The sequence below is a fragment of the Plantactinospora sp. B6F1 genome (assembly GCF_040120695.1).
Classification (GTDB): domain Bacteria; phylum Actinomycetota; class Actinomycetes; order Mycobacteriales; family Micromonosporaceae; genus Plantactinospora.
Genome location: NZ_JBEEAC010000001.1, coordinates 508973 through 534224, shown reverse-complemented (window position 1 = coordinate 534224; position 25252 = coordinate 508973). Strand labels below are relative to the sequence as shown.

Sequence of the window (25252 nt, the reverse complement as noted above, 5' to 3'; positions counted from 1 at the left end):
TGACCGAGCGTGACGGCGATTGATAATCTTCGTCACGCTTTGTGGTGTCGGGCCCGATCGGGCGCGACCTGCGGAGCGGGCGTCGGCAGACCGGAGCGCTGGACAGGGCGTCCGGCAGAGCGGACCTCGGGACACGGGTTCCGGGTGCAGGAGGGTGGGCCGTGACTCCTGAGCAGAGCGTGCCGCACGACGCGCGGCGGCGGACACCGGCCCGCCCCTCCGAGCGCCAGTCCGGCCGGGAGCCCGGGCAGGGCGGCGCGCAGCCGGAGGCGGTCCAACTGTTCCTGCTGGACGGGTTCAGCCTGCTGCACGACGGGACGCCGGTGGTCGTACCACGCGGACTGCAGCGGATCATCGCCTTGGTCGGATTGCGGCCGGGCGCGACCCGGGCGCACCTGGCCGGTCTGCTGTGGCCGGAGACTCCGGAGGAGCGGGCGATGTCCTCCCTGCGGACCGCGCTGTGGCGGCTGCGCCAGGAGGGCAGTTGTCCGGTGCTCACCACCGGCGACACGGTCCGGTTGGATCCGGCGGTACGGCTGGACATCGACGACCTCGTCCGAGCCGCGGAGCGGGTACGCGACGGCGGCGACCCCCGCTGGGCGGCGAAGATCCGTGGCGCTGGCCGGCACGACCTGCTCCCCGGCTGGTACGACGAGTGGGTGCTGGTGGAGCGGGAGCGGCTGCGCCAGCTCCGGCTGCACATGCTGGAGGACATCGCCCGGGGACACCTGGAGGCCGGGCAGCACGGCGAGGCGTTGCAGGCGGCCCTCGAGGCGGTCCGCGCCGAGCCGCTGCGGGAGACGCCGCACCGTCTGATCGTCGAGATCCATCTCGACGAGGGGAACGCCTACGAGGCGCTCCAAGCCTTCTACGTCTACCGCGACCTGCTGCTGCGCGAGCTTCAGTTGGAGCCGTCCGAGACGATGTGCGCACTGCTCAGCGAGCTGCTCGCACCGATCGCCCGGCCGCCGGGGGCGCGGCTGTCGAATTCGCGGCCACCGTCCGGGCACGCCGGGGCGTACCCCGGCCGGTCGGTGCTGCCGGCGATGCCGGTACGGCGTTGAGCCCTGCCCCCGCCGCCCCGCACGGTGACCGATCCTGCGTGTCACCGCGCGCCAGCGCATCTGGTCGGCGGCGGTCGTTGACGGTCCGGTGACGGTGGGGTGACGTCGCCGCCGGCATGGTGGTCGGGCCCGATCGGACGGCCGGCAGGTCGTCCGGGCCGAACCGGGTCCGGACGCCCGCCGGACCCGGGTCCGGGGCACCGGTCCGGGGCAGTCGGTCGAGCCGGTGAACCGCGGTGACACCACGGCGACCCGAAGGAGTCCGATGAATCGCATACTGATCGTGGGCAGGATCGTCCCGGGCACCGAGGAGGAGATCGCGAAGATCCTCGCCGAGTCCGACGGCACCGACCTGCACACCGTCACCGGGGTACGGCACCGCTCGCTCTACCACCTCGACGATCTCTGCCTGCACCTGATGGAGACCGACGACTCCGCGCCGTCCCGGCTGGAGCAGGCGAACCGGCATCCGCTCTTCGTCGACGTGACACAGCGGCTGGGTGCGTACATCTCGCCGTACTCGCCGAACTGGCGGTCGCCGCGCGACGCGATGGCGCGGTGCTTCTACCGCTGGGACGGCCCGGGCGCGACGGCCGCGGAAGGGGCCTGATGCCCACCGCCCCGCTGCACGTGATCGTGATCGGTGCCGGTACCGGCGGCATGTGCCTGGCGCACGGCCTCCGCCGGGCCGGGATCAGCGTCGCGGTCTACGAACGGTACCGCGACCGGAGCGACGGTCTGCTCGGCTACCGGGTCGGAATCAACCCGACCGGCTGCCGGGCGCTGCGGGAGTGTCTGCCGCCGGAGCTGTTCAGCACGTTCCTCGCCACCTGCGCCCAGCCGCCCCGGTACTTCAACGTGCTCACCGGTCAACTGCACCGGACAGCCTCCTTCGCGCTGCGCCCCGAGGCCGATCCGACCAGCATCGACCAGTCGGTCTCCCGGATGACGCTGCGCCAGGTGTTGTTGACCGGCATGGACGACGTGGTGCACTTCGGCAAGACGTTCACGCACTACGCGCAGCGCGACGACGGGCGGGTCACCGCGTACTTCGCCGACGGCAGCTCGGCCACCGGGGACCTGCTGGTCGCCGCCGACGGCACACACTCCGCGGTACGCCGGCAGTACCTGCCGCACGCCGAGGTCAGGGACGCCGGGAGCATCAACATCGCCAGCAAGATCCCGCTGACCGAGCAGACCCGGAGCCTGCTCACCGAGGAGATGCACCGGGGCATCTCGCTGATCTTCGGCGCCGGCGGGGTGATGGGCGTACTGCACGTGATGGAGTTCAAGTGGGACCAGCGCGGCTCGGTCAAGTCCGGGGTCGGGGTCACCGAGGCCCGGCTGATCGGGCAGTGGCCGGGGCTGCTCTTCGACAACACCCGGGACTGCATCAACCTGATCGTCTGGAGCGCGGCGGACCGGTTCCCGCCGGACGTGATGCAACTGCGCGGCGAGCGACTCGCCGAGGTCGCCCGGCAGCTGACCCGGAACTGGCATCCGAACCTGCGCGAACTGCTGCGGCTCAGCGACACCGGCAGCGTCATCCCGATCAGGGTCGCCACCTCGGTACCGGTGCAGCCCTGGCCGAGCAGCAACGTGACCCTGCTGGGCGACGCGATCCACACCATGACGCCGGGGCGGGGGGTGGGGGCGAACACCGCGTTGCGGGACGCCGCGCTGCTGCACCGGCAGTTGGTCGCGACGGCGGCCGGCGCCAAGCCGCTGCTGGGAAGCATCGCGGACTACGAGACGGAGATGATCCGGTACGGCTTCGCCCGGGTCGCCGACTCGCTGCGTACCAACGGGACCAACGGCGACGACCCGATCTACAAGCCGGTGATCGGCCGGTTGGCGATGCTGGCCGCGCGCGGCTACTTCAGCGTGACCAGCCGGCTTCCGCCGCTGCGCCGCCGGTTCGTCGACGAGCTGTACAACTACCGCGGCGCGGAGACCTGAGCTGGTCGACCCCCGACCGAAGTGCTCACCGGCCCGCCCGACCCGGGAGCCCAAAACTATTGACATCGGCAAAGGATTTGTTGAAATAGGCAGATGACTTCTGCGCTGGCGCCGCAGGCGAACGCGGTACGCGACTTCAACCGCTTCTACACCCGGATCATCGGTGTTCTCGACGAAGGGATGGTCCGCACGCCCTTCTCGCTCACCGACTGCAGGGTGATCTACGAGCTGGCCCAGCGCCCGGCCACCGAGGTGCCGGCACTCCGCCGCGAACTGGGACTGGACCCCGGCTACCTGAGCCGCATCCTGTCCCGGTTCGCCGTCGACGGCCTCGTCGAGCGGAGCCAGTCGCCGGTGGACGGGCGCCGACAGGTGGTCGCGCTGACCGACGCCGGGCGCGCCGCGTACGAGCTGCTCGACGAGCGGACCCAGAACGAGATCGAGAGCCTGCTGAGCCGGCTCTCCGACCCGGATCGGGAACGGCTTGTCGAGGCGATGCGCACGATCCGTGGCCTGCTCGGCGAGGCGCCGCCACCCCGGGCATACCTGCTGCGACCGGCCGGCCCCGGCGACCTCGGCTGGGTGGTGCACCGGCACGGCGTCCGCTACGCCGAGGAGTACGGCTGGGACATCACCTACGAAGCCCTGATCGCCCGGATCGTCGCCGATTACGTCGACGGCCGCGACCCCCTCCGCGAGGAGGCCTGGATCGCCGAGCTGGACGGCGCACCGGTGGGCTCCGTCTTCTGCGTCCGCCGCGATGACGAGGTGGCCCAGTTGCGCCTGCTGCTCGTCGAGCCGGAGGTCCGGGGGCTGGGCATCGGCAGCCGGCTGGTCGACGAGTGCCTGCGCTTCGCCCGCCGGGTCGGCTACCGGGAGATCATGCTCTGGACCACCGACATACTCACCGATGCCCGGAGGATCTACGAGAAGGCCGGCTTCGAACTGCGCGAACAGGCCCCGCGTCACAGCTTCGGCCACGACCTGGTGGAGCAGACCTGGTGGCGACGGCTCTGAACCGTCGAGAGAACATGCGCTGCCGCAGCACCGCTCGGCGAAAGGCTTTCGGGCGATGCCGGATCTTGACGTTGCCGGTGGAAGGCGGTTAGCTCGGGAAAGCGTTTACCGCTTTGGCCACGGCCCCGAACGGCACCATCGCTCCCGCGCCCCGAAAGGCACCGACGCTCCATGACTTCCGCGCACGACACCACGGGCCGGCTCACCGTCACCCACGAACACGGCCGCCAGATCGTCGTCACCGCGAACGGCGTGGAGATCGCGACCTACGTGTACGGCTCCCCTACACCGGCCTTCGAGTCGCCCAAGCCGTACCTGCACCCGCTGCGCACCCTCGACGGCGCCCTGGTCTCGGCGTACCGGCCGAACGACCACCGGTGGCACAAGGGGCTCCAGATGACCGTCTCGCACCTGTCCGGGCAGAACTTCTGGGGCGGCAACTCGTACGTGCACGGCAAGGGCTACCTCGTCCGGGACAACGTCGGCCGGATGCGGCACGACAGCTTCGACGCCGTCGACGTCACCCCCACCGAGCTGACCCTGCGGGAGGCGCTGACCTGGATCACCTCGGCCGGTGAAGACTGGATCGCGGAACGGCGGGAACTGCGGATCCACGCGGTGGACACCGGGCGCGGCACCTGGACGCTCGACTTCGGCACCGAACTGCGCAACATCCGGGGCGCGGAGCTGCGGGTCGGCAGCCCGACCACGCACGGCCGGCCGAACGCCGGCTACACGGGGTTCTTCTGGCGCGGGCCGCGCGGCTGGACCGGTGGCGAGATCGTCACCGCCGACGGTGGTGGCGGGCCGGAGAGCATGGGCCGGCAGTCGCCCTGGCTCGCGTACACCGCCGAGCACGACGAGGTCGACGGCGGCGGCACCGTACTCGTCTTCGCCGGCACCTCCAGCGCGGCCGTACCGCTGAAGTGGTTCGTCCGCAACACCCCGTTCCCGGCCGTCAACCCCTCCCCCGCCTTCGACGAGGAGGTGGTGCTCGCCCCCGACGAGAGCCTCCGACTGCGCCACCGGGTGGTCTTCGCCGACCGGGCCTGGCAGCGGTCGGAGATCGAGGCGTTCGCCGCGGAGTACGCGCCGTGACCGGCGACGACGGCACGCCGCCGCCCTTCCCCGGCGCCGTCGGCATCACCAACCTGCGGGTCTATCCCTGGCAGGCCGACGACGGCCTGCACGGCGGCACACCACACGTGCACCTGTGCTGCACCGAGTGCTACGTGGTGGTGGGCGGTCGGGGACGGCTGCAGACCCTGACCCGGCGGGGCTTCGCGGAAACGGCGCTGGGTCCGGGCGACGTGCTCTGGTTCACCCCCGGCACCATCCACCGGGCGATCAACGACGACGGTGCACTCCAGGTCGTCGTGATCATGCAGAACAGCGGGTTGCCGGAGGCCGGCGACGCCGTACTCACGTTCCCGCCGGAGCAGCTCGCCGACGCGGCGACGTACCGGCGGGCGGTCTCGCTGACCGGGCCCGACGGGTCCGAACCGCCCTCGGCCGAGCGGGCCCGGGCTCGCCGCGACCTCGCCATCGAGGGGTTCGCCGAGCTGCGGCGCCGCTGCGCGGCCGGCGACACCGCCGCGCTCGACGACTTCTACGCGGCCGCCGCCGCCCTGGTCCGCCCGCAGCTCGACGCCTGGCGGGACCGCTGGGAGCAGGGGCCGGCGGCGGTGAGCCGGCAGACCGGGGCGGAGCTGGACGCGCTGCGGCGCGGTGACCACAGCCATCTCGCGGACGCCACCGTCACCCGGATCGCCCAACCCGAGCAGACGACCCTGGGCATGTGCGGCTTCCTCTCCCCCTACGACCCGCCGCGCCCCCGGCATGACTGAGCGGCCGGCAACACCTCGCCAAGGAGCACCTGTGGAACCCATCCGCGTCGCCGTGGTCGGGACCGGAAACATCGCCTGCCTGCACGCCGAGGCGCTGCGGCAACTCGGCGACGAGGTACGCCTCGTCGGTGCCGTCGACACCGACGGCGGCCGGCTGTCGACGTTCTGCGACCGGTACCAGGTGCCGGCCCGGCACCCCGACCTGGCCAGCCTGCTGGAGAAGGAAGAGCCCGAACTGGTGCACGTCTGCACCCCGCCCGCCTCGCACCACGAACTGGCCCTCGCCTGCCTGCGGGCCGGCGTCAACGTGCTGGTCGAGAAGCCACCGACGCGCAACCTCGGCGAGTTGGAGGAGCTGGTCGAGGCGGAGCAGCGGTACGGCGGAAGGCTCGCCACCGTCTTCCAGCACCGGTTCGGCAGCGGCGCGCTGCGGCTGCGCGCCCTGCTCGACGCCGGACTGCTGGGCCGGCCGCTCATGGCGGTCTGCCACACCACCTGGTTCCGCCCCCAGGCGTACTTCGACGTGGCGTGGCGCGGGCGCTGGGACACCGAGGGCGGCGGCCCGACCATGGGCCACGGCATCCACCAGATGGACCTGCTCTGCGCGATCCTCGGCGACTGGACCGAGGTCTCCGCCCTGGCCCGCCAGCAGGCCCGGCGGTCCGAGACCGAGGACCTGAGCATGGCCCACGTCAGCTTCGCCAACGGCGCGGTGGCCAGCGTGGTGAACAGCCTGCTGTCGGTCCGGGAGGAGAGCTACCTGCGGTTCGACTTCGAGCGGGCCACGGTCGAGCTGACCCACCTGTACGGCTACGGCGACGACGACTGGCGGATCACGCCGGCACCGGAGTACGCCGAGCAGGTCCTCGCGGCCTGGCGGACCGGCGCGGCCGGAGTCCGCAGCGGTCACCACGCTCAGTTCGCCCAGGTGGTCCGGAGCCTGCGCGCCGGCACCCCACCTCCGGTCACCTCGACGGAGACCCGCCGGACGATGCGCCTGGTCGCCGGGGTGTACGCGTCGGCGTTCACCCGCCGCCCCGTCCGCCCGGACGAACTCGGCGAGGATTCGCCGTTCCACCGGCGGATGCAGGGGGACGGTCCGCGTTGGTGAGCCGACCCGCCCGGGTCAGTGGCGGGGCGTGAACCGCACGAACGGAATGTGCCTGCCCACCTCGCGGTAGTCCGACACGCTCCCGTTCACCTCGAATCCCATCACCCGGCACAGCCTCCGGGCGGCCGTCGGGTGGCGGGGCGCGTACCTGGCCATGATCTCCGCGCCCACGTCGGTCGGAAGCGGCGCGGCGGTCACCTCGATCCTCCGGCCGCCGACCTGGATGGTGGCCTCGGGGGTCTTCATGACATTGCGGTACCAGTCCGCGCGGGGGCCGAACCCGGAGGCCGCCACATAGCCGCGCTCGTCGTGTTCGACGACCTCGATGACCGCCTCCCGGCGCCGACCGGAAACCCGACCGACGTGGCTGAGCAGCATGACCCGGTCGCCCAGCAGCCGGCCGAGCCTCATCCGGTAGAACCAGATCGGTAGCCGCCACAGCCGGCGGCGCAGTCCGGACGGTGGGTCCGGCCTCCGGATGATCTCCATGGCCCGGATTCTCCTCGCATGGCTCGGTGGTCCGGATTCTCCTCGCACCGGCGGCGCGTCGGTAAGGCTAACCGACCGGGTGCCGGGGTTCGGCCAGCAGGTCCGGGGGTTCGGTCAGCAGCTTGTCGACCTCGGCGCCGGTCGGCATCGCGGCGGAGCCGCCGAGCCGGGACGCCACCAGCGCCCCGGCCGCATTGCCGAACCGGATCGTCCGATCCAGCGGCCAGCCGGCGAGCAGCCCGTGGCAGAGCGCGCCGCCGAAGGCGTCCCCGGCACCGAGCCGGTTGCGCACCTCGATCGGCACCGGCGGCACCTCGACCACCTCGTCGGCGGTCCGGGCGAGCACTCCGGACGGCCCCCGCACCACCGCCAGCCGTACGCCCCGGGCGAGCAACGCCGCGGCCGCCGCGTGTGGCTCCCGCTCACCGACCGCGGTGGCGCACTCGTCGAGGTTGCCGACCGCGACAGTGGCGTACCGGAGCGCCGACTCGTACGCCGCCCGGGCATCGTCTCGGGAGGGCCAGAATCCCGGCCGGTAGTCCAGGTCGAAGACGGTGTTCGGGGCACGTCCCCGGGCGCCGAGGGCGGCGAAGTGGGCGTCCCGGCTCGGCAACTCGCAGAGCCCGGTGCCGGTGAACCAGAAGACCCCGGCCGTCCGGATCGCCGGCAGGTCCAGCTCCTCGGGGCGGATCTCCAGGTCCGGCGCCCTCGGACAACCGTAGGAGTAACTCGGGAAGGTGTCGGGCGGGAGGACCTCGCAGAAGGTCACCGGGGTCGGCAGCCCGGCGACCGGGAGCACCCAGCGGTCGTCCACCCCGAAGTCGCGCAGCGCGCGGTGCACGTACTCGCCGAACGGGTCGGCGCCGGTCCGGGTGACCAGGGCGACCCGCCGGCCGTACCGGGCCGCCGCGACGGCGACGTTGGCGGCGCTGCCGCCGAGGAACCTTCCGAACGTCTCGACGTCGGGCAGCCGCGTGCCGGTCTGGAGTGGACAGAGGTCCACTCCCACCCGCCCCATGCTGACCACCTCGAACGAGGTCACCGCATCATGTAACCCCGACACGTCCGGGACGGTCAATATCTGTCGTACCCGCGACGGCGCCCGGGCGTGGCGAGTTACCGGAGGCGTCGCCCGTGCCCGGCCTCGATCCGGTCGGCGACGGGGGGTGCGACGGGCCGCACGCCGCACGCCGTCCAGCGGATTCGGCTCACTTCGCGAAGATCTGGGACTCGTCCCGGAACGCCTTGAACTCCAGGGCGTTGCCGGCCGGGTCGCGGAAGAACATCGTCCACTGCTCGCCCGGCTCCCCCGCGAACCGCAGGTACGGTTCGATCACGAACCCGCCGCCACCGGCCCGGATCCGGTCCGCGAGGGCGTGGAAGTCCTCGATCGAGAGGATGAGCCCGAAGTGCGGCACCGGTACGTCGTGCCCGTCCACCGGGTTGCGCCCCGCGTCGGCCTGCCTGGCCGCCGGTACGACGTGCGTCACCACCTGGTGGCCGTAGAAGTCCCAGTCGACCCAGGCGTCCGCCGAACGCCCCTCGGCAAGGCCGAGCACTCCGCCGTAGAAGGCGCGGGCCCGCGCCAGGTCGTCGACCGGGATTGCCAGGTGGAAGCCGGGACGGGGGGCCGCGGTCATCGTCTGCTCCTCTCCGCCGGGTGTGCCCGGCCTCTTCCGCCATCCAAGCATGATCACGTCGCCGGGACCGGTGCAGAATCGGCGGCCAGGGGACGGCCGGCCACCCGGCGGACCGGTCGGGCTCGGACGACCCGGAACCGCACCGGCCCGCCCGGGGCGGCCTGGGCGACCTGCGGAAGGTCGTCCGGGTGCAGCACGCCGATCACCGGGTAGCCGCCCATGGTCGGATGGTCGGCCAGGAAGATCACCGGCGAACCGGCCGCCGGCACCTGCACCGCGCCGAGTACCAGGCCCTCGCTGGGCAGTTCCCGGCGGATCCGTCGGGGCAGCGCCGGCCCCTCCAGGCGTACCCCGATCCGGTTGCTGTGCGTGGAGACGTGGTAGCGGCTGGCGCCGAGGAGGCGTACCGCGTCGTCGGTGAACCAGTCCGTGCGGGGGCCGAGCAGGACCCGCAGGGTCAGCTCCTCGGCCAGGATGCCGGTCGGGGCTACGTCGACCGGGGCGGGCGGCCCGGCCGCCTCGCCCAGTGGCAGCCGGTCCCCGGCCCGCAACGGTGCGGGGCCGAGTCCGGAGAGCAGATCGGTCGACCGGCTGCCGAGTACCGGCGGGGCCGCGATCCCGCCGTCGAAGGCGAGATAGCTGCGCAGCCCGCGCCGGGCGGCGGTCACCTCGACGCGGGCTCCGGCCGGCACCGGTACCGGGGCCGACCAGCCCGCCGGCCGGCCGTCCACGGTGACCGGCGCCCAGGCTCCAGTCACCGCGACCGTGCCGGCCCGGCCGACCCGCACCGAGACTCCGGTGCCGGTCGTCTCGATCGTCGCCGCGTCGGGCGGATTGCCGACCAGCCGGTTCGCCAGCAGATGCGCCGGCAGGTCGAGTGCGCCCGAGCGGGGTACCCCGAGGTGCGCGTGCCCGGGTCGGCCGAGGTCCTGCACGGTGCTGAGTGCCCCGGGCCGGAGCACCTCGACGAAGCGTCCGGCGGTCATGCCGGCGACTCGCCACGCCCGGCGTCGTGCCGCGCCCGCGCACCGGGCCGGCCGCCGGCATCCTCGTCGACGCCGGCGATGCCGCCCCTGCCGTCGGCGCCGCCGCGCCCGCCGCCGCCCCTGCCGTCGGCGCCGCCTCTGCCGCCGCGCCCGCGCCCGCCGTCGCTGCCGTCCTCGACGTCGACGTCTCGGAACCGGACCCGCGTCCCGGGGGTGAGCAGGGCGACCGGGTCCCGGTCCGGGTCGAAGAGGACCAGGTCGGTGCAGCCGAGCAGTTGCCAACCACCGGGCGAGTCCCGGGGGTAGATCCCGGCGTAACCGCCGGCCAGCGCGACCGAGCCGGCCGGGACCCGGGTCCGGGGCACCGCCCGCCGGGGCAGGTGGTACCGCTCCGGCAGACCGGTGAGGTACCCGAAGCCGGGGGCGAAACCGCAGAACGCGACCCGGTACTCGGGGGCGCTGTGTATCCGCCGCACCTCCTCCTCGGTGACCCGCCAGTGCCGGGCCACCTCGGCCAGGTCGGCACCGTCGTACCGGACCGGCACCTCGACCAGCGGCCCGTCCGGCGGCCGGGACGAACTCGGCCGCCAGCCGGCGAGCCGTCCGGCCAGCGCCGGCGGATCGTCGAGACCGTCGAGCAGCACGGTGAGTTCCCCGGGTACGACGTCCCACACGCCGGCCAGTTCGCCCCGGTCCCGCCACCGGTGCAGGTCCGCGGCGAGCGCGGCGGTGTGCGCCGGCTCGGTCACCTCCACCAACAGCGCACGCAGCCCCACCGGGATGATCCGCACCATCGCACACTCCTCGTCGATGCCGGTGGTCGCCCGAGGGTCAGACGAACGGGGCGAGGCCGACGCCCGCATCCTGCAACGCGGTGCGCACCTGGCGGGCCAATTCGACCGCACCCGGGGTGTCGCCGTGCACGCAGATCGACCGGGCGTGTACCGGCACCGGGGTGCCGTCGACGGCGGTCACCTGCCCGGTGGTGGCCATCTCGACGCAGCGCCGGGCGACCGTGTCCGGATCGGTGACCAGCGCGCCGGGGCCGCCGCGTTTGGCCAGGCTGCCGTCGGCCCGGTAACCGCGGTCGGCGAAGGCCTCCCGGACCGTCTTCAGCCCCAGCTCGGCGGCCTGGCGCAGCAGTTGCGAGCCGGGCAGACCGAGGATCGGCAGGTTCGGGTCGTACGCGGAGACGGCGCTGGCCACCGCCGCCGCCTGGGCCGGGTCGGTCACGGTGCGGTTGTAGAGCGCGCCGTGCGGTTTGACGTACCGGACCCGACCGCCCTCGCTGCGGGCGATGCCGTCCAGCGCGGCAAGCTGGTACAGCACGTCGTCGGAGAGCCGGTCGGGTTCCATGTCGATGGCCCGGCGACCGAAGCCGGCCAGGTCCCGGTAGCCGACGTGGGCGCCGATGCAGACGTCCCGGCTGATCGCCTCCGCGCAGACCCTGCGCATGATCGTCGGATCGCCGCCGTGGAAGCCGCAGGCGACGTTGGCGCTGGTCACGACGGAGAGCAGGGCCATGTCGTCGCCCAGCTGCCAGACCCCGAAGCCCTCGCCGAGGTCACTGTTCAGATCGAGGGTGACCGACATCGGAACCTCCCGGGGACCGCGGTGGACGCCGTCGATCCAGGCTGGCAGACTGTTGAACAATCCGTCAATGGTCATGTTCACTGGTGTCTGGTACTCGTGCCTCTCATAGCATGGACCTCCTCTTGATTGCGGGCCCGACGGTATGAAGGAAGATGACCGCGTGACGTGGCTGGCGAAGCTCCAGGACGACCGCTCGTTGATCACGCGGGCGAGCACCGCGCAGCGGGTGGCGGAGGTTCTCCGGGTGCGGATCACCGAGGGAGCCCTGCTGCCGGGCACCCGGCTCTCCGAGGAGATGATCGGGGCGGCGCTCGGGGTCTCCCGCAACACCCTGCGGGAGTCGTTCCGGCTGCTGATGCACGAGCGGCTGGTGGTGCACGAACTCAACCGGGGCGTCTTCGTCCGGGTGCTCGAGGTCCAGGACGTGGTCGACATCTACCGGGTCCGCCGGGTGCTGGAGTGCGCGGCCGTGCGCGACGCCCGCAACTGCTCCGCCGAGGCGGTGGACGCGCTCGAGGCCGCACTGGTGGCGGGCGAACAGGCGGCGGCGCAACAGCGGTGGTTCGATGTCGGCACCGCCAACATGCAGTTCCACCAGGCCATTGCCGGCCTGGCCGGCAGCCCACGGATCGCGGAGATCATGCGGCAGGCGCTGGCCGAGATCCGGCTGGCGTTCCACGTGATGGCCGCACCGCAGACCTTCCACCAGCCCTATCTGGACCGGCACCGGGAGCTGCTGGAGCTGATTCGCGGCGGCGAGGTGGAGCGGGCACACGCGGTGCTCGACGCCTACCTGCGGGCCGCGGAGCGACAGCTCGTCGACGCGTACGGCGACGGGGTGCCGGAGAAGACGGCCGCGCGGCGCTGACCGGTCGGCGGGCCTCGGCGACCGGCCGGCGGTCAGACGGTGTGCAGGACGTACACCCCGGCATCGGTGCCGACCCCGGCCGGCCCACCCAGCGCGGACCAGGCGCTGCCGTTCCAGCCGGCGACGTGGTTCACCGCCACCCCACCGGCGCCGGTGAAGAACCCGCCGACGATGAGCCGGCCAGCATGGACGGCCAGGGCAAGCACGATGTCCTCGGTGCCGGCACCCAGCGCGGACCACCGGGATCCGTCCCACCGGGCGACGTAGTTCGCCGCCGCCCCGCCCGCCTCGGTGAACGTGCCGCCGACGACCAGCGCCGCACCGAAGACGGTGAGCGCCCGTCCCTCGGCGTTCAGCCCGGCGCCGAGCGTCGTCCACGCGCCGCCGCGCCACTGCGCGACGTACCCGGCGGCGGTGGAGCCGGCCTGGGTGAAGCCGCCCGTGGCCACCAACGCGCCGTCGTGCACGGCCAGCGCCAGTACGTCGCCGTTGAAGCCCGTGCCGAGCGTCGACCACGCGCCGTCGCGCCACCGGGCGATCCGGTTGGCCGCCGCGCCACCGGCCTGGCTGAACCCGCCGCCGACGATCAGCGCGCCGTCGTGTACGGCCAGGTCCCAGACCGACGGTACGTCCACTCCGGTGCCGCCGGGCCCGGTCAGCGGCCACCACTCGGCCCCGTCCCACCGGGCGATGTGGTTGACGGTGACCCCGCCGGCGGTGCGGAACTGCCCCCCGACGAACAGGTCACCCTCGAAGACCGCCAGCGCGTTGACGAAGTCGAGCGAGGTGGTCATCACTCCGGTACCCGACGAGCCGGTCAGCGGCGACCAGGTGCTGCCGTCCCAGCGGGCGATGCCGTTCACCCGTACCCCGCCGGCGGTGAGGAAGCTGCCACCGGCGATCAGGTCCCCGTCGTAGACGGTCAGGGCGGTGACCGAGCCGTCGGGTCCGGCACCCGACCCGACGCCCGGCATCGACCAGACGGAACCGTTCCAGGTGGCGAGGTGGTCGACGCTGGCGCCACCGGCCCGGGTGAAGGTGCCGCCCGCGTACAGGCCGGGGGCGGCGGCCGCCCGGGTGTCTTGATACACCGCAGCGGCGGCGGAGACCGGCTGCCCCGGTGCGGCGCTCGCGGCGCAGATCGCGGCCAGCGCGAACACGGAGAGTCCCCGCCGTAGCCTGGGTGTGCCGACCGCGGACATGCGCGCTCCCTCCGCCGGGTCCACCCGAATCAGGTCGGATCCTGCCAGGAAAAATACACGAGCATCAATGTTCGGGCAATTCGACCACCCGCCACCCCGTGCACCGGTCAGGGGCGCCGGGTCGGCGGGTGGAGCAGGCAGAACTCGTCGCGCTCCGGATCGACCGGTACGACGAACGGCGCGGCGCCACGCTGTCCCACCGCCGCCCGCCGATCACCCGGAGTAATCACCCGGTCGGTTCTCGGCGTCGAGTCGCCGCGGTCCCTGCCGGGGTCGACCTGCAACCGGTTCCCGCCGGTCTGCTCCGGCGCCCCGGGCTGCGGCCCGGCCCTCGGTGCCGGGCTCGGCGGCTCACGGGCGGCGCAGCGTCAACAGGGTGATCTCGCTCGGCGCGAAGATCCGCAGCGGCGGACCCCAGAACCCGGTACCGCGACTGGTGTAGAGCCGGGTCACGTCGCCGTGCCGGGTCAGCCCGTGCACGGTCGGCTGGTCGAGCCGGACCAGGAGGTGGAACGGCCAGATCTGGCCGCCGTGGGTGTGCCCGGACAGTTGCAGGTCGACGCCGTGCGCGACCGCCGCACCGATCTGCTTGGGCTGGTGGGCCAGGAGCACCACCGGCAGGTCCGGATCGACGCCGGCCAGCGCGGCGGCGTGGTCGGGGCGGTGTCCGGGACGCCCCGACGATCCGGCGGTCGCGTCGTCTACGCCCGCCACCACCAGCCGGGAGCCGTTCCGCTCGACCACGAGGTGCCGGTTGTGCAGCGGCTCCCACCCGAGGTCCCGCATGTGGTCGAGCCAAGCCTGCGCCTCGCCGAAGTACTCGTGGTTGCCGGTCACGTACGTCCGGGCGAGCGCGGCCCGGACGTCACCGAGCGGCGCGGCCTGGGTACGCCGCTGCGCGACGGTGCCGTCGGCGATGTCACCGGTGTGGCAGACGATGTCGGCGCCGAGCTCGTTGACGGCCGCGACGACCCGTGCCGACCAGGCGGTCCGGTCGATCGGCCCGTAGTGGGTGTCGGTCAGCAGGACGATCCGGAGACCGTCCAGCCCGGGCCCAAGGCGCGCGATCGGCACCTCGACCCGGCGGACCCGGGGCAGCCGCATCGCCTCGACGTACCCCCAGACGAGCAGCAGTATCGCGACGACCGCGACCGCGGCGGCGGTGATCCGGGACCGGACCGGGTCGGCGACGCCGCCGGCCGCCAGTCCGGCCCGTAGCAGGTTGCCGAGCGCCGCCCAGACGAAGAGCACCCAGACCACGCCGAGCAGGGTGTCACCCACTCGGGCCGCCCAGTCCCGCCCACGGCCGTGCCCGAGGTACATCAGCACCGGTAGGGCGACGAGGGCCAGGACGAAGAGGGCGGTGCCGGCGGCGAAGACCGGGCCGGGCCAGTGCGCCCCGGCCGCGACCAGCGTCCACCAGGGCAGCCCGAACAGCAGGGCCAGCACGGCGGTCAGGGTCAGGCCGAACAGCAGTGGTCGCAGCAGCCGCCGGGCGGGCGCGACCGGTACGGTGGGTGCCGCTTCGCCGGCTGACACAGTGGGCCTCTCCTCAGCTCGTTCGGCTGGTCCCCCGGTGCGCCGCGTCCCCGTCGGCGGTGTCGCCGTCGGCGGTGCGCCGCGTCCCCGTCGGCGGTGTCCGTTGGTGGTGTCTCCGCCGCCGGTGTCTCCGCCGCCTGGGCCGGAGCGTCGACGCCCGGGTGCGTGCAGCATGACACGGGCGCCGCCGCATCGACCACGTTGCTGAGACCGGCCACAGCGAACGGTCTCCCGTCGGGCCCGGCCTAGACTCGGCGTGGAGGTGTATCCGCAGGCCGGCGGGGGACGGGAGGGCGATGATGTCGAGCCGACACGAGTCCAGAATCGAACGTCAGATCCGCGAGGCACAGGAGCGCGGCGAGTTCGACGACCTCCCCGGGGCCGGCAAGCCGCTACCCGGACACGGCGGCACGTACGACGAGAACTGGTGGATCCGGGACTGGGTACGCCGGGAGAACCTGACCGACGTCGGACCCGCGTCGTTGCAGATCCGCAAGGAGGCCGAGCAGTTGCCGGATCGGCTGGCCCGGGAGTCCGCGGAACAGGCGGTCCGGGCCGTCGTGACCGCGCTCAACGAACGGATCCGGCTGGCCCGGCGCGGCCTGGTCGACGGGCCGCCGGTGGTGTTGCCGACCTTCGACGTCGAGCGGGTCGTCGAGACCTGGCGCCAACGGCGGGAACGGTAGCCGCACGACGGCGGAGCGGCTGCCCCGGCTGACCGGGACAACGCGGCCGGGCGGCTGCCCGGCCCGGACGGCGAGCCGGCCCGCCGCGGCAACCCCGCCGACGATTCGACGAGCCATTCGCGTCACTTCCACCAGGCGTCCAACCGTGCCAGCACGGCAAATCCGCCAGCCGAACGGTCGTCTTGTCGAGGCCGGCGCACGGCCAAAGACATAGCGTCGGCCGTCGCTGAGTACGAGTATCCGCAGGTCCCCTCTCCGGCTCCCCGGCGGGGCGACTCACCGGTCGGGCCCTAAACCGGTTCATGGCCGCCGCTCGGACCCGGGCTGGACCGCCGTTTCGGGCGTTCCGCCCCTGGCCACGGAGTCGATGTCGGCGGCTCGCCCTGAACCGGTTTACCCACTTAACTGTTCAGTTCCCACCGGCCCTTGTCGCGTCGTTGACAGCGCTGAAACCCGCGTGTACGTTCCCTGCAAGTCGCGCCGCCTATCATGCACTCCCCCAGGCGCGCCACTGTGCATCGCGCAATGTCAATGTGGACACCGAAAGGTGGGACGCGCATATGAGAAAGCACGGAATCGCCGGTGCCGCCCTCGCGCTCGTGCTGGCCGTGACGACGGGCTGTGGCGGGGGTGACGAGGAGAGCGGCACCGACGGTGCCGTCACCGGTGAGATCACGGTGCTGACCCAGCGCACGGACATCGTCGACACCGTCTTCCAGGACTACAAGAAGAGGTTCGAGGCGAAGTACCCCGGCACCACGGTCAAGTTCGAGGCGATCACGGACTACGAGGGCGAGGTCCGGATCCGGATGAACACCAAGGAGTACGGCGACGTGCTCCTCATCCCCAACTCGGTCACCACCGACCTGTTGCCGACCTTCTTCGAGCCGCTCGGCACCGTGGCCGAGCTGGAGAAGAAGTACCGCTTCGTCCGCACCGAGCAGCGTCTCGACGACAAGGTGTACGGCATCACCATCACCGGCAACGCCCAGGGCTTCGTCTACAACAAGAAGGTGTGGCAGCAGGCGGGCATCACCGCGCCACCGAAGACCCCGGAGGAGTTCCTCGGCGCGCTGGCCGCGATCCGGGACAGGACCGACGCGATCCCGCTCTACACCAACTACAAGGACAAGTGGCCACTGGGCCAGTGGGAGGGCAACCGGGGCGGAGTGAGCGGCGACCCCGAGGCGGCGATCAAGCTGGCCAGGGACGACGCGCCCTGGGCGCCCGGCAGGGAGCACCACATCATCGACTCGCTGCTCTTCGACGCGGTGCAGCGTGGACTGACCGAGCCGGACCCGACGACCACCAACTGGGAACAGTCCAAGGGCATGCTCGGCACCGGCAAGATCGCCACCATGATGCTCGGTTCCTGGGCCATCGTGCAGATGCAGGCCGCCGCCACCGACCGGGCGGACATCGGGTACCTGCCCTTCCCCACCCAGGTCGACGGCAAGTTCCACAGTGTCACAAGTGGCGACTACGACAACGGCATCAACGTCAACTCCAAGAACAAGGCGACCGCGCGGGCCTGGATCGACTGGTTCGCCGACGAGTCGAACTATGCGGTGGACCAGGGCGGCATCTCACCGCTGATCAACGCGTCGATGCCGAGCACCCTGGCCGACCTGACCGCCGCCGGCACCGGGTTCATCGAGTACAGCCCGGCGCCGAAGGGCGAGGAGGGGCTGGCCGACAAGATCGGCAACGCCGCCGAGATCGCGCTCTGGGACGGCACATACCGGCAGCGGATCGTGGACGCCGCCCGCGGGGCGAAGAAGGAGACCAAGGACCAGATCTTCGCCGACCTCAACAAGAGGTGGGCAGCGGCCAGATCCAAGGTCAAGTAGCGAATCGACCCGGTCAGCACGCGCCGGGCGGGCGGTGGATGTCGCCCGCCCGCCCCCGGACGACCGCACGAGGGCGTGCGGCCCCGGTTCGATCCGGAAGGTCTGTGTTCCAGATGGCAGCTCCGACGAACACCGCGAGTCGCTTCTCCGGGTTGACCCGGACGCCGCGGCAGCGCCTCGGACCCACCGGCCCGCGCCGGCCGGTGTCGCGCCGCCGGAAGCCCCTCACGCCGTACCTCTTCCTGCTGGTGCCGGTGGCGCTGCTGGCCGTCTTCACCTACGTACCGGTCGTCAACATGTTCGGCTACAGCGTCACCTCCTGGAACGGCCTGAGCCCGACCAGGGAATTCGTGGGCGTCGACAACTACGTCGAGATCGCAACCCGCCCCGAACTCTTCGGAGTGCTCCGGGTCAGCCTCTACTACATCGGCGCGTCGGTGGTCCAGATCGCGCTCGCGCTCTACTTCGCCACCGTGCTCAGCTTCAACGTCAGGTTCCGCAACCTCTTCAAGGGAATCATCTTCTTCCCGTACCTGATCAACGGTGTCGCCATCGCCATGGTCTTCCTCTACTTCTTCCAGCCCGGCGGCACGCTCGACTCCGCGCTGCGGGTCTTCGGCCTCGGTGACCTGTCACAGCAGTGGCTCGGCGACCCGGAGGTGATCAACTATTCGCTCGCCGGTACCTCGGTCTGGCGCTACCTGGGGCTGAACTTCGTACTCTTCCTCGGCGCCATCGGGTCGATCCCGGCCCAGCTCTACGAGGCGGCCGAGATCGACGGGGCGAACCGCTGGGACCAGTTCCGCTACCTGATCCTGCCCGGCATCCGGCCGATCGTCGGACTCTCGTTCATCCTGGCGATCTCCGGGTCGCTGTCGGTCTTCGAGATCCCGTACATCATGACCGGCGGCGCGAACGGCAGCGAGACGTTCGTGATCCAGACCGTCGACATGGCGTTCAAGTACTACAAGGTCGGTCTGGCCTCGGCGATGGCCGTCGTACTCCTCCTGATCATCCTGCTGCTTACCTGGATCCAGCGCCGGGTCGTACCCGACGAGAAGGTGAACCTGTCGTGAGCCCCACCGCCACCCGCTCCCCCGAGTCACCGCCCCGGCGCCGGACCGGGGCCGGCGCCGCGCCGGGCACGATCGGCGGCCGGGTCGCGACGGCCCTCACGTACGCCTCCCTGGTGGTCGCCTCCCTGGTGGTGCTGACACCGCTGCTGGTCCTGCTGATGGCGTCGTTGAAGACGAACCAGGAGTTCATCAACGGCGCGCCGTTCGACCCGCCCGGCAACTGGTTCAACCTCGACAACTACGTGACGGCCTTCACCCGGGGCGGGATGCTGCGGGCCTTCGTCAACACGACGATCATCCTGGCCGTGTCGCTCGTCGGTACCGTCCTGATCGGCTCGATGGCGGCGTACGCCCTGGACCGGTTCGAGTTCCGGTTGCGCAGGACCATCATCATGCTGTTCCTGCTGGCCACCCTGGTGCCCGGGGTAACCACCCAGGTGGCGACCTTCCAGGTGGTGAACAAACTCGGCCTGTTCAACACCAGATGGTCCGCGATCGCGCTCTTCCTCGGCACCGACATCATCTCGATCTACATCTTCCAGCAGTTCCTCCGGGCGATCCCCCGGGAGTTGGACGAGTCCGCCGCCATCGAGGGCGCCAGCCACCTCACGATCTACTTCCGGATCATCCTTCCCCTGTTGAAGCCGGCAATCGCGACCGTCGTGATCATCAAGGGGATCACCATGTACAACGAGTTCTACATACCGTTCCTCTACATGCCGGACCGGGACCTCGGGGTCATCTCCACCTCGCTGTTCCGGTTCAAGGGGCCGTTCGGGGCACAGTGGGAGGTCATCTCGGCCGGGGTCATCCTGGTCATCATCCCGACGCTGGTCGTCTTCCTGCTGCTCCAGCGCTTCATCTACAACGGATTCACCAGCGGCGCCACCAAGTGAGCCCGGGTCACCGGGTACGAACGCCGCGGGCGTCCGGTCGCCTCGCTACCCTACGAGGGCTCTTCTCCCCCTGACCTCTCCTGCTGGAGCCCAGATGCAGCGCGCCCTCGACGATCCGGTCGGACCCTCCGACCAGCCGGCCGGCCCCCTCGCCGCAGCGGAAAAGTCCGACGAACAGTCCGACGCCGACCGGGGCCGGGCCGCCCCGGAAACCGCACCGCACCGGGCCGACGAGCCGACGGCCACCCCCGGCGGCCCGGACACCGGCACCGTCCCGCCCCGCCGGACCACCGTGCGCCGAGGGCTGCTCGCGATCAGACCGCTGCTCTTCGCCGCCGCCGCCGGGATTCTGGTACTGGCGATCGAGGCGCTCGCCCAGGCCGCCGACTTCAATCCGTACTCCGGCCGGGTGCAGTACGGGATGCGGGCCGCTCCGATCGTCGTCGCCGTGCTGGCGGCCGGGTCCGTGTGGTGGGCCCGGCGCCGGGGACGGTCCTGGGACGCCGACCTGCTCCCGGCGCTGTTCGGCGGGCTCGGTGCGCTGACCGTCGTGGTCGGCCTGCACGGAACCCCGTACGACCTCTACGCGCTCGACGGCGACCAGATGTTCCGGACCGAGGCGGTCACCCGGTTCGCCGACTCGTGGCGGGGCGCCGACTACACCTACCGGGGCCTGCCGGCGTACTACGCACCGGCGTACTTCTGGGTGCTGGGTCGGACCGCCGACCTCGCCGGGCTCCCGCCATGGTGGATGCTCAAGTACGGCAGCATCGCGGTCGCGTTCCTCACCCCGCTCGTGGCCTACCTGCTGTGGCGCCGGGTGGTGACCGTCCGGGTCGCCGCGCTCATCTCGGCGACGCCGCTGATCGTCCCCAACCTCACCGAGACGTACTCCTGGCTCGTCCTGGTCGCCCTGGTGCCGTGGTGGCTCCAGGTCGGGCCCGGGCTGACCCGGCCGGGCCTGCGACGCTGGTCCCCGCTGCTGCTGGGCGCGATCGGCGCGGTGCTGTTCACCGTCTACTACTACTTCTTCTTCGTACTGCCGATCGTGCTGCTCCTGCACCTCGCCTGGTCCCGATGGCAGGGCCGGGTCGACTGGCGGGAGGTCGGCCGCCCGATCGGCATCCTCGGGATCGCCGCCCTCGGCTCGTCGCCGTACTGGGCGCCGCTGGCCTGGAACTTCCTCACCGCGCCGCACTTCGAGTCGCTGAACAACCGGTGGATCACGTTGAACTCGGGCAAGCTGGCCCTGCCGATGCTCGAACCGTCGGTGCTCGGCGCGCTGTGCCTGCTCGGCCTCGTCTTCCTGGTGGTGACCGCCCGGGAGGCGCTGTCCCGGGCACTGCTCACCGTGCTCGTCGCGCTGTACGTCTGGCACGTGGTCGGCTTCCTGTTCCTGGCCGCCGGCACGCCGCTGATGTCGTTCCGGATGCGCGAACTGGTGCCGACGGTGCTGCTGGCCGCGGCCGCGATGGCGGTGGTCCGGGCGGTCCGGTACGCCGCCGGCAGGTTCTCCGCCGAGCACGTCTGGCGGGTCGCCGCGACCCTCGGCGTACTGCTGGCGATCTTCGCCGGTGACCGCTTCGTCAACCTGGTACTGGCGGACATCGGCAACGCGCACAACCGGGCCCTGCCGAGCGGCGAGTTGCCACCGTTCCACGAGCCTGACGCGAAGGCGTGGGGGACGCCGCCGGCCAAGCTGAGCGCGTTCATCGACGGCCGGTACCGGGGCACCGGACATCCGGTCGTGTTGACCGGGCACTCCGACCTGATGGCGCTCAACCCCTACTACGGGTTCGTGCAGTGGAACGCCAACTACAGCCACCCCACCGCCCAGTTCAACCGCCGGATCATCTTCCTGGAGGAGTTGGCCCGGTCGGGCACTCCGGCCGAGTTCGCCGCTCGGCTCCGGGACAACCCGTACGACCGGATCGACGTGGTGGTGCTGCACGTCGTCGAAGATCGGCTGGTCTTCAGGTTCCACGCCGACGACTTTCCGTTCGGGACCGCCCGCCGGGAGATCAGCTTTCCGCGCCGCCTGGTGACGCCGGAGCACTTCGAGGTGACCACGGTCAAGGACACCCTCGTCGCGGTACTGCGGTCGTAGCCCGGGGCCGGGGACCGGCGGTGTCGTAGCCCCGGCCGGGGACGGTGTCGTAGCCCCAGCCGGGGACCGGCGGTGTCGGCGGTCGGGCCGGTCGGCGGTATCGTCGTGCGGTGCGTGCAGACGGCGTCGGCCGGAGCCCGGCCGGCCGGCCACGGACCTCCTCGCGGACCGACTCCCCCGACCGGCCCGGCCAGACCAACCGGCCGGCCCGGACGGACCGGGCCGGCCAGACCGGACGGGCCGGCCCGGCGCGGGTGGGCAGGACGCTGCGGGTCAGCACCCGCAACGCCAGCTTCCAGCAGTGGTCGGCCCTGCTGACCAACCGCACGAAGCGGCAGCGGGCCGGCGAGTTCCTGGTGCAGGGCGTCCGGCCGATCACCCTGGCGGTGCAGCGGGGCTGGCCGGTGCACGCTCTGCTGCACGCGGACGGCGTGCCGCTGTCCCGGTGGGCCCGAGACCTGCTCGACGGGGTCGCCGGCAGTCGGGTCGCGGTCGCCCCCGAGCTGCTGCGGGAACTCGGCGGCAAGGACGAGGACCAGCCCGAGCTGGTTGCCGTGGTGGGCCTGCCGGCGGACCGGCTGGAGCGGATCCCCACCGGCCCGGACGCGCTGGTGGTGGTCTTCGACCGGCCCACCGCACCGGGCAACATCGGCACCCTCGTCCGCTCCGCCGACGCGTTCGGCGCCGCCGGGCTGGTGGTGGTCGGGCACGCCGCCGACCCGTACGACCCGAGGGCGGTCCGGGCCAGCACCGGCTCGCTCTTCGCGATCCCGGTGGTCCGGACCGGGTCGCACCACGACGTGCTCGACTGGGTGGCGGCGCTGCGCGGACGAGGGCTGCCGGTACAGATCGTCGGCACCGACGAGACCGGCGAGGGCGAGATCGCCGAACACGACCTCACCGGGCCGACCGTGCTGCTGGTCGGCAACGAAACCTCCGGGCTCAGCGCGGCCTGGCGGCAGTCCTGCGACCGGATGCTCCGGATCCCGATCGCCGGGGCGGCGAGTTCGCTGAACGCCGCCACCGCCGGCACGGTCGCACTCTACGAGGCGGCCCGGCAGCGACGCGCCCGACCGGCGCCGCCCGGTTGACCACCTCCGCAGGGCGAGGATGGGCGGACCGGGCGGCTGGCCGGCTGCCGCCCCGACGGCGCGGGGTCGGCCCGGGCTGCGGCCCTCAGTGCGGCAGTGCCGCCGGGGTGTGGCCGACCGCGACCGGCGGGGCCGTGCGCCGGGCCAGCCGGCCCGGCCACCAGGTGGCGGGCCCGATGGAGAGTGCCAGTGCCGGAATCAGCAGGCTGCGCACCAGGAACGTGTCGATGAGTACGCCGACCGCGACGATCACCCCGGTCTGCACCGACGGCACCAGCGGCAGCACGGTCAGCGCCGCGAACGTGGTCGCCAGCACCACACCGGCGCTGGTGATCACGCCGCCGGTGACCGTGAGGGCGTGCAGCACCCCTCGCCGGTGTCCCCGGACGGCGACCTCCTCCCGGGCCCGGGTCATCAGGAAGATCGTGTAGTCCACGCCGAGGGCGACCAGGAAGAGGAACGTCTGCAACGGCAGCGCCACCCAGAGCCTCGGATGGCCCAGCACGTCGAGGATCAGCCCGGCCGCACCCAGCGCGGCGAGGTACGACAGCAGCACACTGGCCAGCAGCAGCAGGGGGGCGACCAGTGCCCGGAGCAGTACCACCAGCACGAGGAAGACGACGAGCAGGATCAGCGGCATCACCACCCGGTCGTCCCGGCTGGTGACCCGGTCGACGTCCAACTGGTACGCGGTCTCGCCGCCGACCAGCGCGTCGGCACCCGGCACCGCCCGCAGCGCGGTACGCAGCCGGTCGATGCTCTGCTTAGCCGCCGCGCTGCCCGGGTCGTCCGCGAGTACCGCCGGGATCCGTACCCAGCGGCCGTCGGCGGAGCGCTCGACCGGGCCGACCTCGGCGATCCCGTCCACGCCCCGGGCCGCCCGGACCACCCGGTCGGCACCGCCCGCACCGGCCACGATCTCCACCGGCGCGATCATGCCGGCCGGCCAGTGCGCCGCCACCATCCTCTGCCCGGTGACGGAGCCGACCTCCCGGGTGAAGTACCCGTCCCCGGGCAGACCGACGCTGAGGTTGCCGATCCCGAGCACCAGCACGCCGAGCGCGAGCGTGCTGCCGATCCAGGTGATCCTCGGCCGCCGGCCGACGAACCGGGCCACCCGGGCCCAGCCACGGTGATCCTCGGCGACGTCGTGCCCGGCCAGGTCGGCGGTGTAGCGCGGGACGAAGGGCCAGAAGACCCAGCGGCCGAAGAGCACCAGTACCGCCGGTAGCAGGGTGGCCATCGCCACCAGGGTGGCAGCGATGCCGACCGCGCCGACCGGGCCGAGCCCTCGGGTCGCCGGCAGCTCGGCGGCGAGCAGGCAGAGCAGCCCGGCGCCGACCGTGGCGGCCGAGGCGCACATCGCCGGGAAGGAACGGCGCAGCGCCAGCGCCATCGCCGCGTGCCGGTCCGGGTGTCGCCGCAGCTCCTCGCGGTAGCGGGCGACGATCAACAGCGCGTAGTCCACCCCGACGCCGAGGACCAGTACGGTCAGGATGGTCTGACTCTGGAAGTCGACGGTGAGCCCGCCGTACCGCGCGAGCAGGTAGACCGCCGCGCTGGCCAGCTGACTGGCCAGCGCGGCGGTGAGCAGCGGGATCAGCCAGAGCACCGGACTGCGGTAGGTGACCAGCAACAGCAGTGCCACCGCGCCGATCGTGGCGAACAGCAGCGTGCTGTCCATCCCACCGAACGCGTCGAAGAGGTCTCCGTCTGCCCCGGCCGACCCGGTCAGGGCGGTACCCAGACCGTCCGGCCCGCCGCCGGCCAGCCGGTCCCGGATCTCGCCGACCGCCGCCGACTGCTCCTCCTCGGTGCCGGCGAGCGGAAAGGAGAGCAGCAGGGCCCGGCCGTCTTCGCTGGACAGTTCGGTGGGTGCGCTCCCGTCGACCGCGTACCGGGCGAACGCGGCCCGGTCGGCCGCGACCCTGGCCCGGTCGGCATCGGTGAGGCCGCTCTCCCGGGCGTAGACGGCGACCGCGACCAGGGCGTCCGGGTCGGGGAACGCGGCCGAGGCCCGGGCGGCCGCCCGGCTGGCCTCGGCGCCGCCGGGCAGGGCACCGAGGTTGTCGTTCTGCTGCACCCCGCTGAGCTTCAGCGCGAGCGGGCCGACCACCGCGGCGACGACGACCCAGAGGGCCAACATCGCGAACTTGGCGCGCCGGCCGGCGACGACGCTGGCAATTCGGTGTCCGGACATGGCGTGTTCCTCGTCGGTCATGACGTCGATC

At 72.2% G+C, this 25252-nt stretch carries 24 protein-coding genes; 14 read left to right on the top strand and 10 right to left on the bottom strand.

Going from position 1 to position 25252, the window contains the following annotated elements:
- Positions 1-161: 161 nt before the first annotated feature.
- The 7 genes from ABNF97_RS02105 (at position 162) to ABNF97_RS02075 (ending at position 6998) form a co-directional block, all read left to right on the top strand.
- Positions 162-1064, top strand: coding sequence for an AfsR/SARP family transcriptional regulator (locus tag ABNF97_RS02105; RefSeq protein ID WP_502930429.1), 903 nt, complete (start codon positions 162-164; stop codon positions 1062-1064).
- Positions 1065-1329: 265 nt separating this feature from the next.
- Positions 1330-1674, top strand: a complete 345-nt coding sequence (locus ABNF97_RS02100; RefSeq protein ID WP_130462823.1) for a TcmI family type II polyketide cyclase — start codon at positions 1330-1332, stop codon at positions 1672-1674.
- On the top strand, positions 1674-3023 hold the full coding sequence (locus tag ABNF97_RS02095) for an FAD-dependent oxidoreductase (protein WP_349337462.1): 1350 nt from the start codon (positions 1674-1676) through the stop codon (positions 3021-3023). The genes ABNF97_RS02100 and ABNF97_RS02095 overlap by 1 nt, the downstream gene beginning before the upstream one ends.
- A gap of 93 nt (positions 3024-3116) precedes the next feature.
- A complete protein-coding gene (locus ABNF97_RS02090; RefSeq protein WP_349337461.1) occupies positions 3117-4040 on the top strand; it encodes a bifunctional helix-turn-helix transcriptional regulator/GNAT family N-acetyltransferase in 924 nt (307 codons plus the stop codon).
- A 171-nt stretch (positions 4041-4211) separates the two neighbouring features.
- Positions 4212-5138: a DUF6807 family protein gene (locus ABNF97_RS02085; protein WP_130462820.1), complete on the top strand. Its 927-nt coding sequence runs from the start codon at positions 4212-4214 to the stop codon at positions 5136-5138.
- Positions 5135-5887, top strand: a complete 753-nt coding sequence (locus ABNF97_RS02080) for a cupin domain-containing protein (RefSeq protein ID WP_130462819.1) — start codon at positions 5135-5137, stop codon at positions 5885-5887. The genes ABNF97_RS02085 and ABNF97_RS02080 overlap by 4 nt, the downstream gene beginning before the upstream one ends.
- Before the next feature lie 31 nt (positions 5888-5918).
- Positions 5919-6998 carry a Gfo/Idh/MocA family oxidoreductase gene (locus ABNF97_RS02075; protein WP_207230516.1) on the top strand — a complete coding sequence of 360 codons (1080 nt, stop codon included), beginning with the start codon at positions 5919-5921 and terminating at the stop codon, positions 6996-6998.
- 15 nt (positions 6999-7013) lie between these two features.
- Here the strand turns inward: ABNF97_RS02075 and ABNF97_RS02070 are convergent, their stop codons facing one another.
- The 6 genes from ABNF97_RS02070 to ABNF97_RS02045 form a co-directional block, all read right to left on the bottom strand.
- Positions 7014-7487, bottom strand: a complete 474-nt coding sequence (locus ABNF97_RS02070) for a nitroreductase family deazaflavin-dependent oxidoreductase (protein ID WP_349337460.1) — start codon at positions 7485-7487, stop codon at positions 7014-7016.
- 67 nt (positions 7488-7554) lie between these two features.
- Positions 7555-8529, bottom strand: coding sequence for a 5-dehydro-2-deoxygluconokinase (iolC, locus tag ABNF97_RS02065; protein ID WP_349337459.1), 975 nt, complete (start codon positions 8527-8529; stop codon positions 7555-7557).
- Between the two features lie 166 nt (positions 8530-8695).
- Positions 8696-9127, bottom strand: a complete 432-nt coding sequence (locus ABNF97_RS02060) for a VOC family protein (RefSeq protein WP_349337458.1) — start codon at positions 9125-9127, stop codon at positions 8696-8698.
- Positions 9128-9180: 53 nt separating this feature from the next.
- Entirely contained in the window at positions 9181-10113 is a 933-nt protein-coding gene (locus tag ABNF97_RS02055) for a 5-oxoprolinase subunit C family protein (RefSeq protein ID WP_349337457.1), read from the bottom strand.
- The gene (gene pxpB / locus ABNF97_RS02050) at positions 10110-10907 is read right to left on the bottom strand and encodes a 5-oxoprolinase subunit PxpB (RefSeq protein WP_349337456.1); all 798 of its coding nucleotides are present in this window, start codon (positions 10905-10907) and stop codon (positions 10110-10112) included. The genes ABNF97_RS02055 and pxpB overlap by 4 nt, the downstream gene beginning before the upstream one ends.
- A gap of 37 nt (positions 10908-10944) precedes the next feature.
- A complete protein-coding gene (locus ABNF97_RS02045; protein ID WP_349337455.1) occupies positions 10945-11706 on the bottom strand; it encodes a LamB/YcsF family protein in 762 nt (253 codons plus the stop codon).
- Between the two features lie 160 nt (positions 11707-11866).
- Between ABNF97_RS02045 and ABNF97_RS02040 the strand changes: the two genes are divergently transcribed.
- Positions 11867-12574 (top strand): GntR family transcriptional regulator, encoded by a 708-nt coding sequence (locus ABNF97_RS02040; RefSeq protein WP_349337454.1) that lies wholly within the window; start codon positions 11867-11869, stop codon positions 12572-12574.
- 32 nt (positions 12575-12606) lie between these two features.
- Here ABNF97_RS02040 and ABNF97_RS02035 read toward each other — a convergent pair whose 3' ends face one another.
- The 3 genes from ABNF97_RS02035 to ABNF97_RS02025 all read right to left on the bottom strand — a co-directional run bounded on the left by ABNF97_RS02035 (position 12607) and on the right by ABNF97_RS02025 (position 15315).
- Positions 12607-13776 (bottom strand): hypothetical protein, encoded by a 1170-nt coding sequence (locus tag ABNF97_RS02035; RefSeq protein ID WP_349337453.1) that lies wholly within the window; start codon positions 13774-13776, stop codon positions 12607-12609.
- 107 nt (positions 13777-13883) lie between these two features.
- Positions 13884-14006: a hypothetical protein gene (locus tag ABNF97_RS02030; protein WP_349337452.1), complete on the bottom strand. Its 123-nt coding sequence runs from the start codon at positions 14004-14006 to the stop codon at positions 13884-13886.
- Positions 14007-14127: 121 nt separating this feature from the next.
- The gene (locus ABNF97_RS02025; protein WP_349337451.1) at positions 14128-15315 is read right to left on the bottom strand and encodes a metallophosphoesterase; all 1188 of its coding nucleotides are present in this window, start codon (positions 15313-15315) and stop codon (positions 14128-14130) included.
- Positions 15316-15611: 296 nt separating this feature from the next.
- Here ABNF97_RS02025 and ABNF97_RS02020 point away from each other — a divergent pair, with 296 nt between their 5' ends.
- The 6 genes from ABNF97_RS02020 to ABNF97_RS01995 all read left to right on the top strand — a co-directional run bounded on the left by ABNF97_RS02020 (position 15612) and on the right by ABNF97_RS01995 (position 23021).
- Positions 15612-16001, top strand: a complete 390-nt coding sequence (locus tag ABNF97_RS02020; protein ID WP_349337450.1) for a DnaJ family domain-containing protein — start codon at positions 15612-15614, stop codon at positions 15999-16001.
- Between the two features lie 560 nt (positions 16002-16561).
- Positions 16562-17851, top strand: coding sequence for an ABC transporter substrate-binding protein (locus ABNF97_RS02015; protein WP_349337449.1), 1290 nt, complete (start codon positions 16562-16564; stop codon positions 17849-17851).
- A gap of 113 nt (positions 17852-17964) precedes the next feature.
- Positions 17965-18927 carry a carbohydrate ABC transporter permease gene (locus tag ABNF97_RS02010; RefSeq protein WP_349337448.1) on the top strand — a complete coding sequence of 321 codons (963 nt, stop codon included), beginning with the start codon at positions 17965-17967 and terminating at the stop codon, positions 18925-18927.
- Positions 18924-19823 (top strand): carbohydrate ABC transporter permease, encoded by a 900-nt coding sequence (locus tag ABNF97_RS02005; RefSeq protein WP_349337447.1) that lies wholly within the window; start codon positions 18924-18926, stop codon positions 19821-19823. The genes ABNF97_RS02010 and ABNF97_RS02005 overlap by 4 nt, the downstream gene beginning before the upstream one ends.
- A gap of 94 nt (positions 19824-19917) precedes the next feature.
- Positions 19918-21930, top strand: a complete 2013-nt coding sequence (locus tag ABNF97_RS02000; RefSeq protein WP_349337446.1) for an arabinofuranosyltransferase — start codon at positions 19918-19920, stop codon at positions 21928-21930.
- 254 nt (positions 21931-22184) lie between these two features.
- On the top strand, positions 22185-23021 hold the full coding sequence (locus ABNF97_RS01995; RefSeq protein ID WP_130465967.1) for a TrmH family RNA methyltransferase: 837 nt from the start codon (positions 22185-22187) through the stop codon (positions 23019-23021).
- A gap of 85 nt (positions 23022-23106) precedes the next feature.
- Here ABNF97_RS01995 and ABNF97_RS01990 read toward each other — a convergent pair whose 3' ends face one another.
- The gene (locus ABNF97_RS01990) at positions 23107-25242 is read right to left on the bottom strand and encodes an MMPL family transporter (RefSeq protein WP_349337445.1); all 2136 of its coding nucleotides are present in this window, start codon (positions 25240-25242) and stop codon (positions 23107-23109) included.
- Positions 25243-25252 lie beyond the last annotated feature (10 nt).

Coding starts and splice junctions, on each gene's coding strand:
- ABNF97_RS01990 (WP_349337445.1), bottom strand. CDS start 25,242: ATGACCGACGAGGAACACGCCATGTCCGGACACCGAATTGCCAGCGTC.
- ABNF97_RS02100 (WP_130462823.1), top strand. CDS start 1,330: ATGAATCGCATACTGATCGTGGGCAGGATCGTCCCGGGCACCGAGGAG.
- ABNF97_RS02085 (WP_130462820.1), top strand. CDS start 4,212: ATGACTTCCGCGCACGACACCACGGGCCGGCTCACCGTCACCCACGAA.
- ABNF97_RS02070 (WP_349337460.1), bottom strand. CDS start 7,487: ATGGAGATCATCCGGAGGCCGGACCCACCGTCCGGACTGCGCCGCCGG.
- ABNF97_RS02035 (WP_349337453.1), bottom strand. CDS start 13,776: ATGTCCGCGGTCGGCACACCCAGGCTACGGCGGGGACTCTCCGTGTTC.
- ABNF97_RS02090 (WP_349337461.1), top strand. CDS start 3,117: ATGACTTCTGCGCTGGCGCCGCAGGCGAACGCGGTACGCGACTTCAAC.
- ABNF97_RS02010 (WP_349337448.1), top strand. CDS start 17,965: ATGGCAGCTCCGACGAACACCGCGAGTCGCTTCTCCGGGTTGACCCGG.
- ABNF97_RS02015 (WP_349337449.1), top strand. CDS start 16,562: ATGAGAAAGCACGGAATCGCCGGTGCCGCCCTCGCGCTCGTGCTGGCC.
- ABNF97_RS02055 (WP_349337457.1), bottom strand. CDS start 10,113: ATGACCGCCGGACGCTTCGTCGAGGTGCTCCGGCCCGGGGCACTCAGC.
- ABNF97_RS02045 (WP_349337455.1), bottom strand. CDS start 11,706: ATGTCGGTCACCCTCGATCTGAACAGTGACCTCGGCGAGGGCTTCGGG.
- pxpB (WP_349337456.1), bottom strand. CDS start 10,907: ATGGTGCGGATCATCCCGGTGGGGCTGCGTGCGCTGTTGGTGGAGGTG.
- ABNF97_RS02095 (WP_349337462.1), top strand. CDS start 1,674: ATGCCCACCGCCCCGCTGCACGTGATCGTGATCGGTGCCGGTACCGGC.
- ABNF97_RS02060 (WP_349337458.1), bottom strand. CDS start 9,127: ATGACCGCGGCCCCCCGTCCCGGCTTCCACCTGGCAATCCCGGTCGAC.
- ABNF97_RS02000 (WP_349337446.1), top strand. CDS start 19,918: ATGCAGCGCGCCCTCGACGATCCGGTCGGACCCTCCGACCAGCCGGCC.
- ABNF97_RS02020 (WP_349337450.1), top strand. CDS start 15,612: ATGATGTCGAGCCGACACGAGTCCAGAATCGAACGTCAGATCCGCGAG.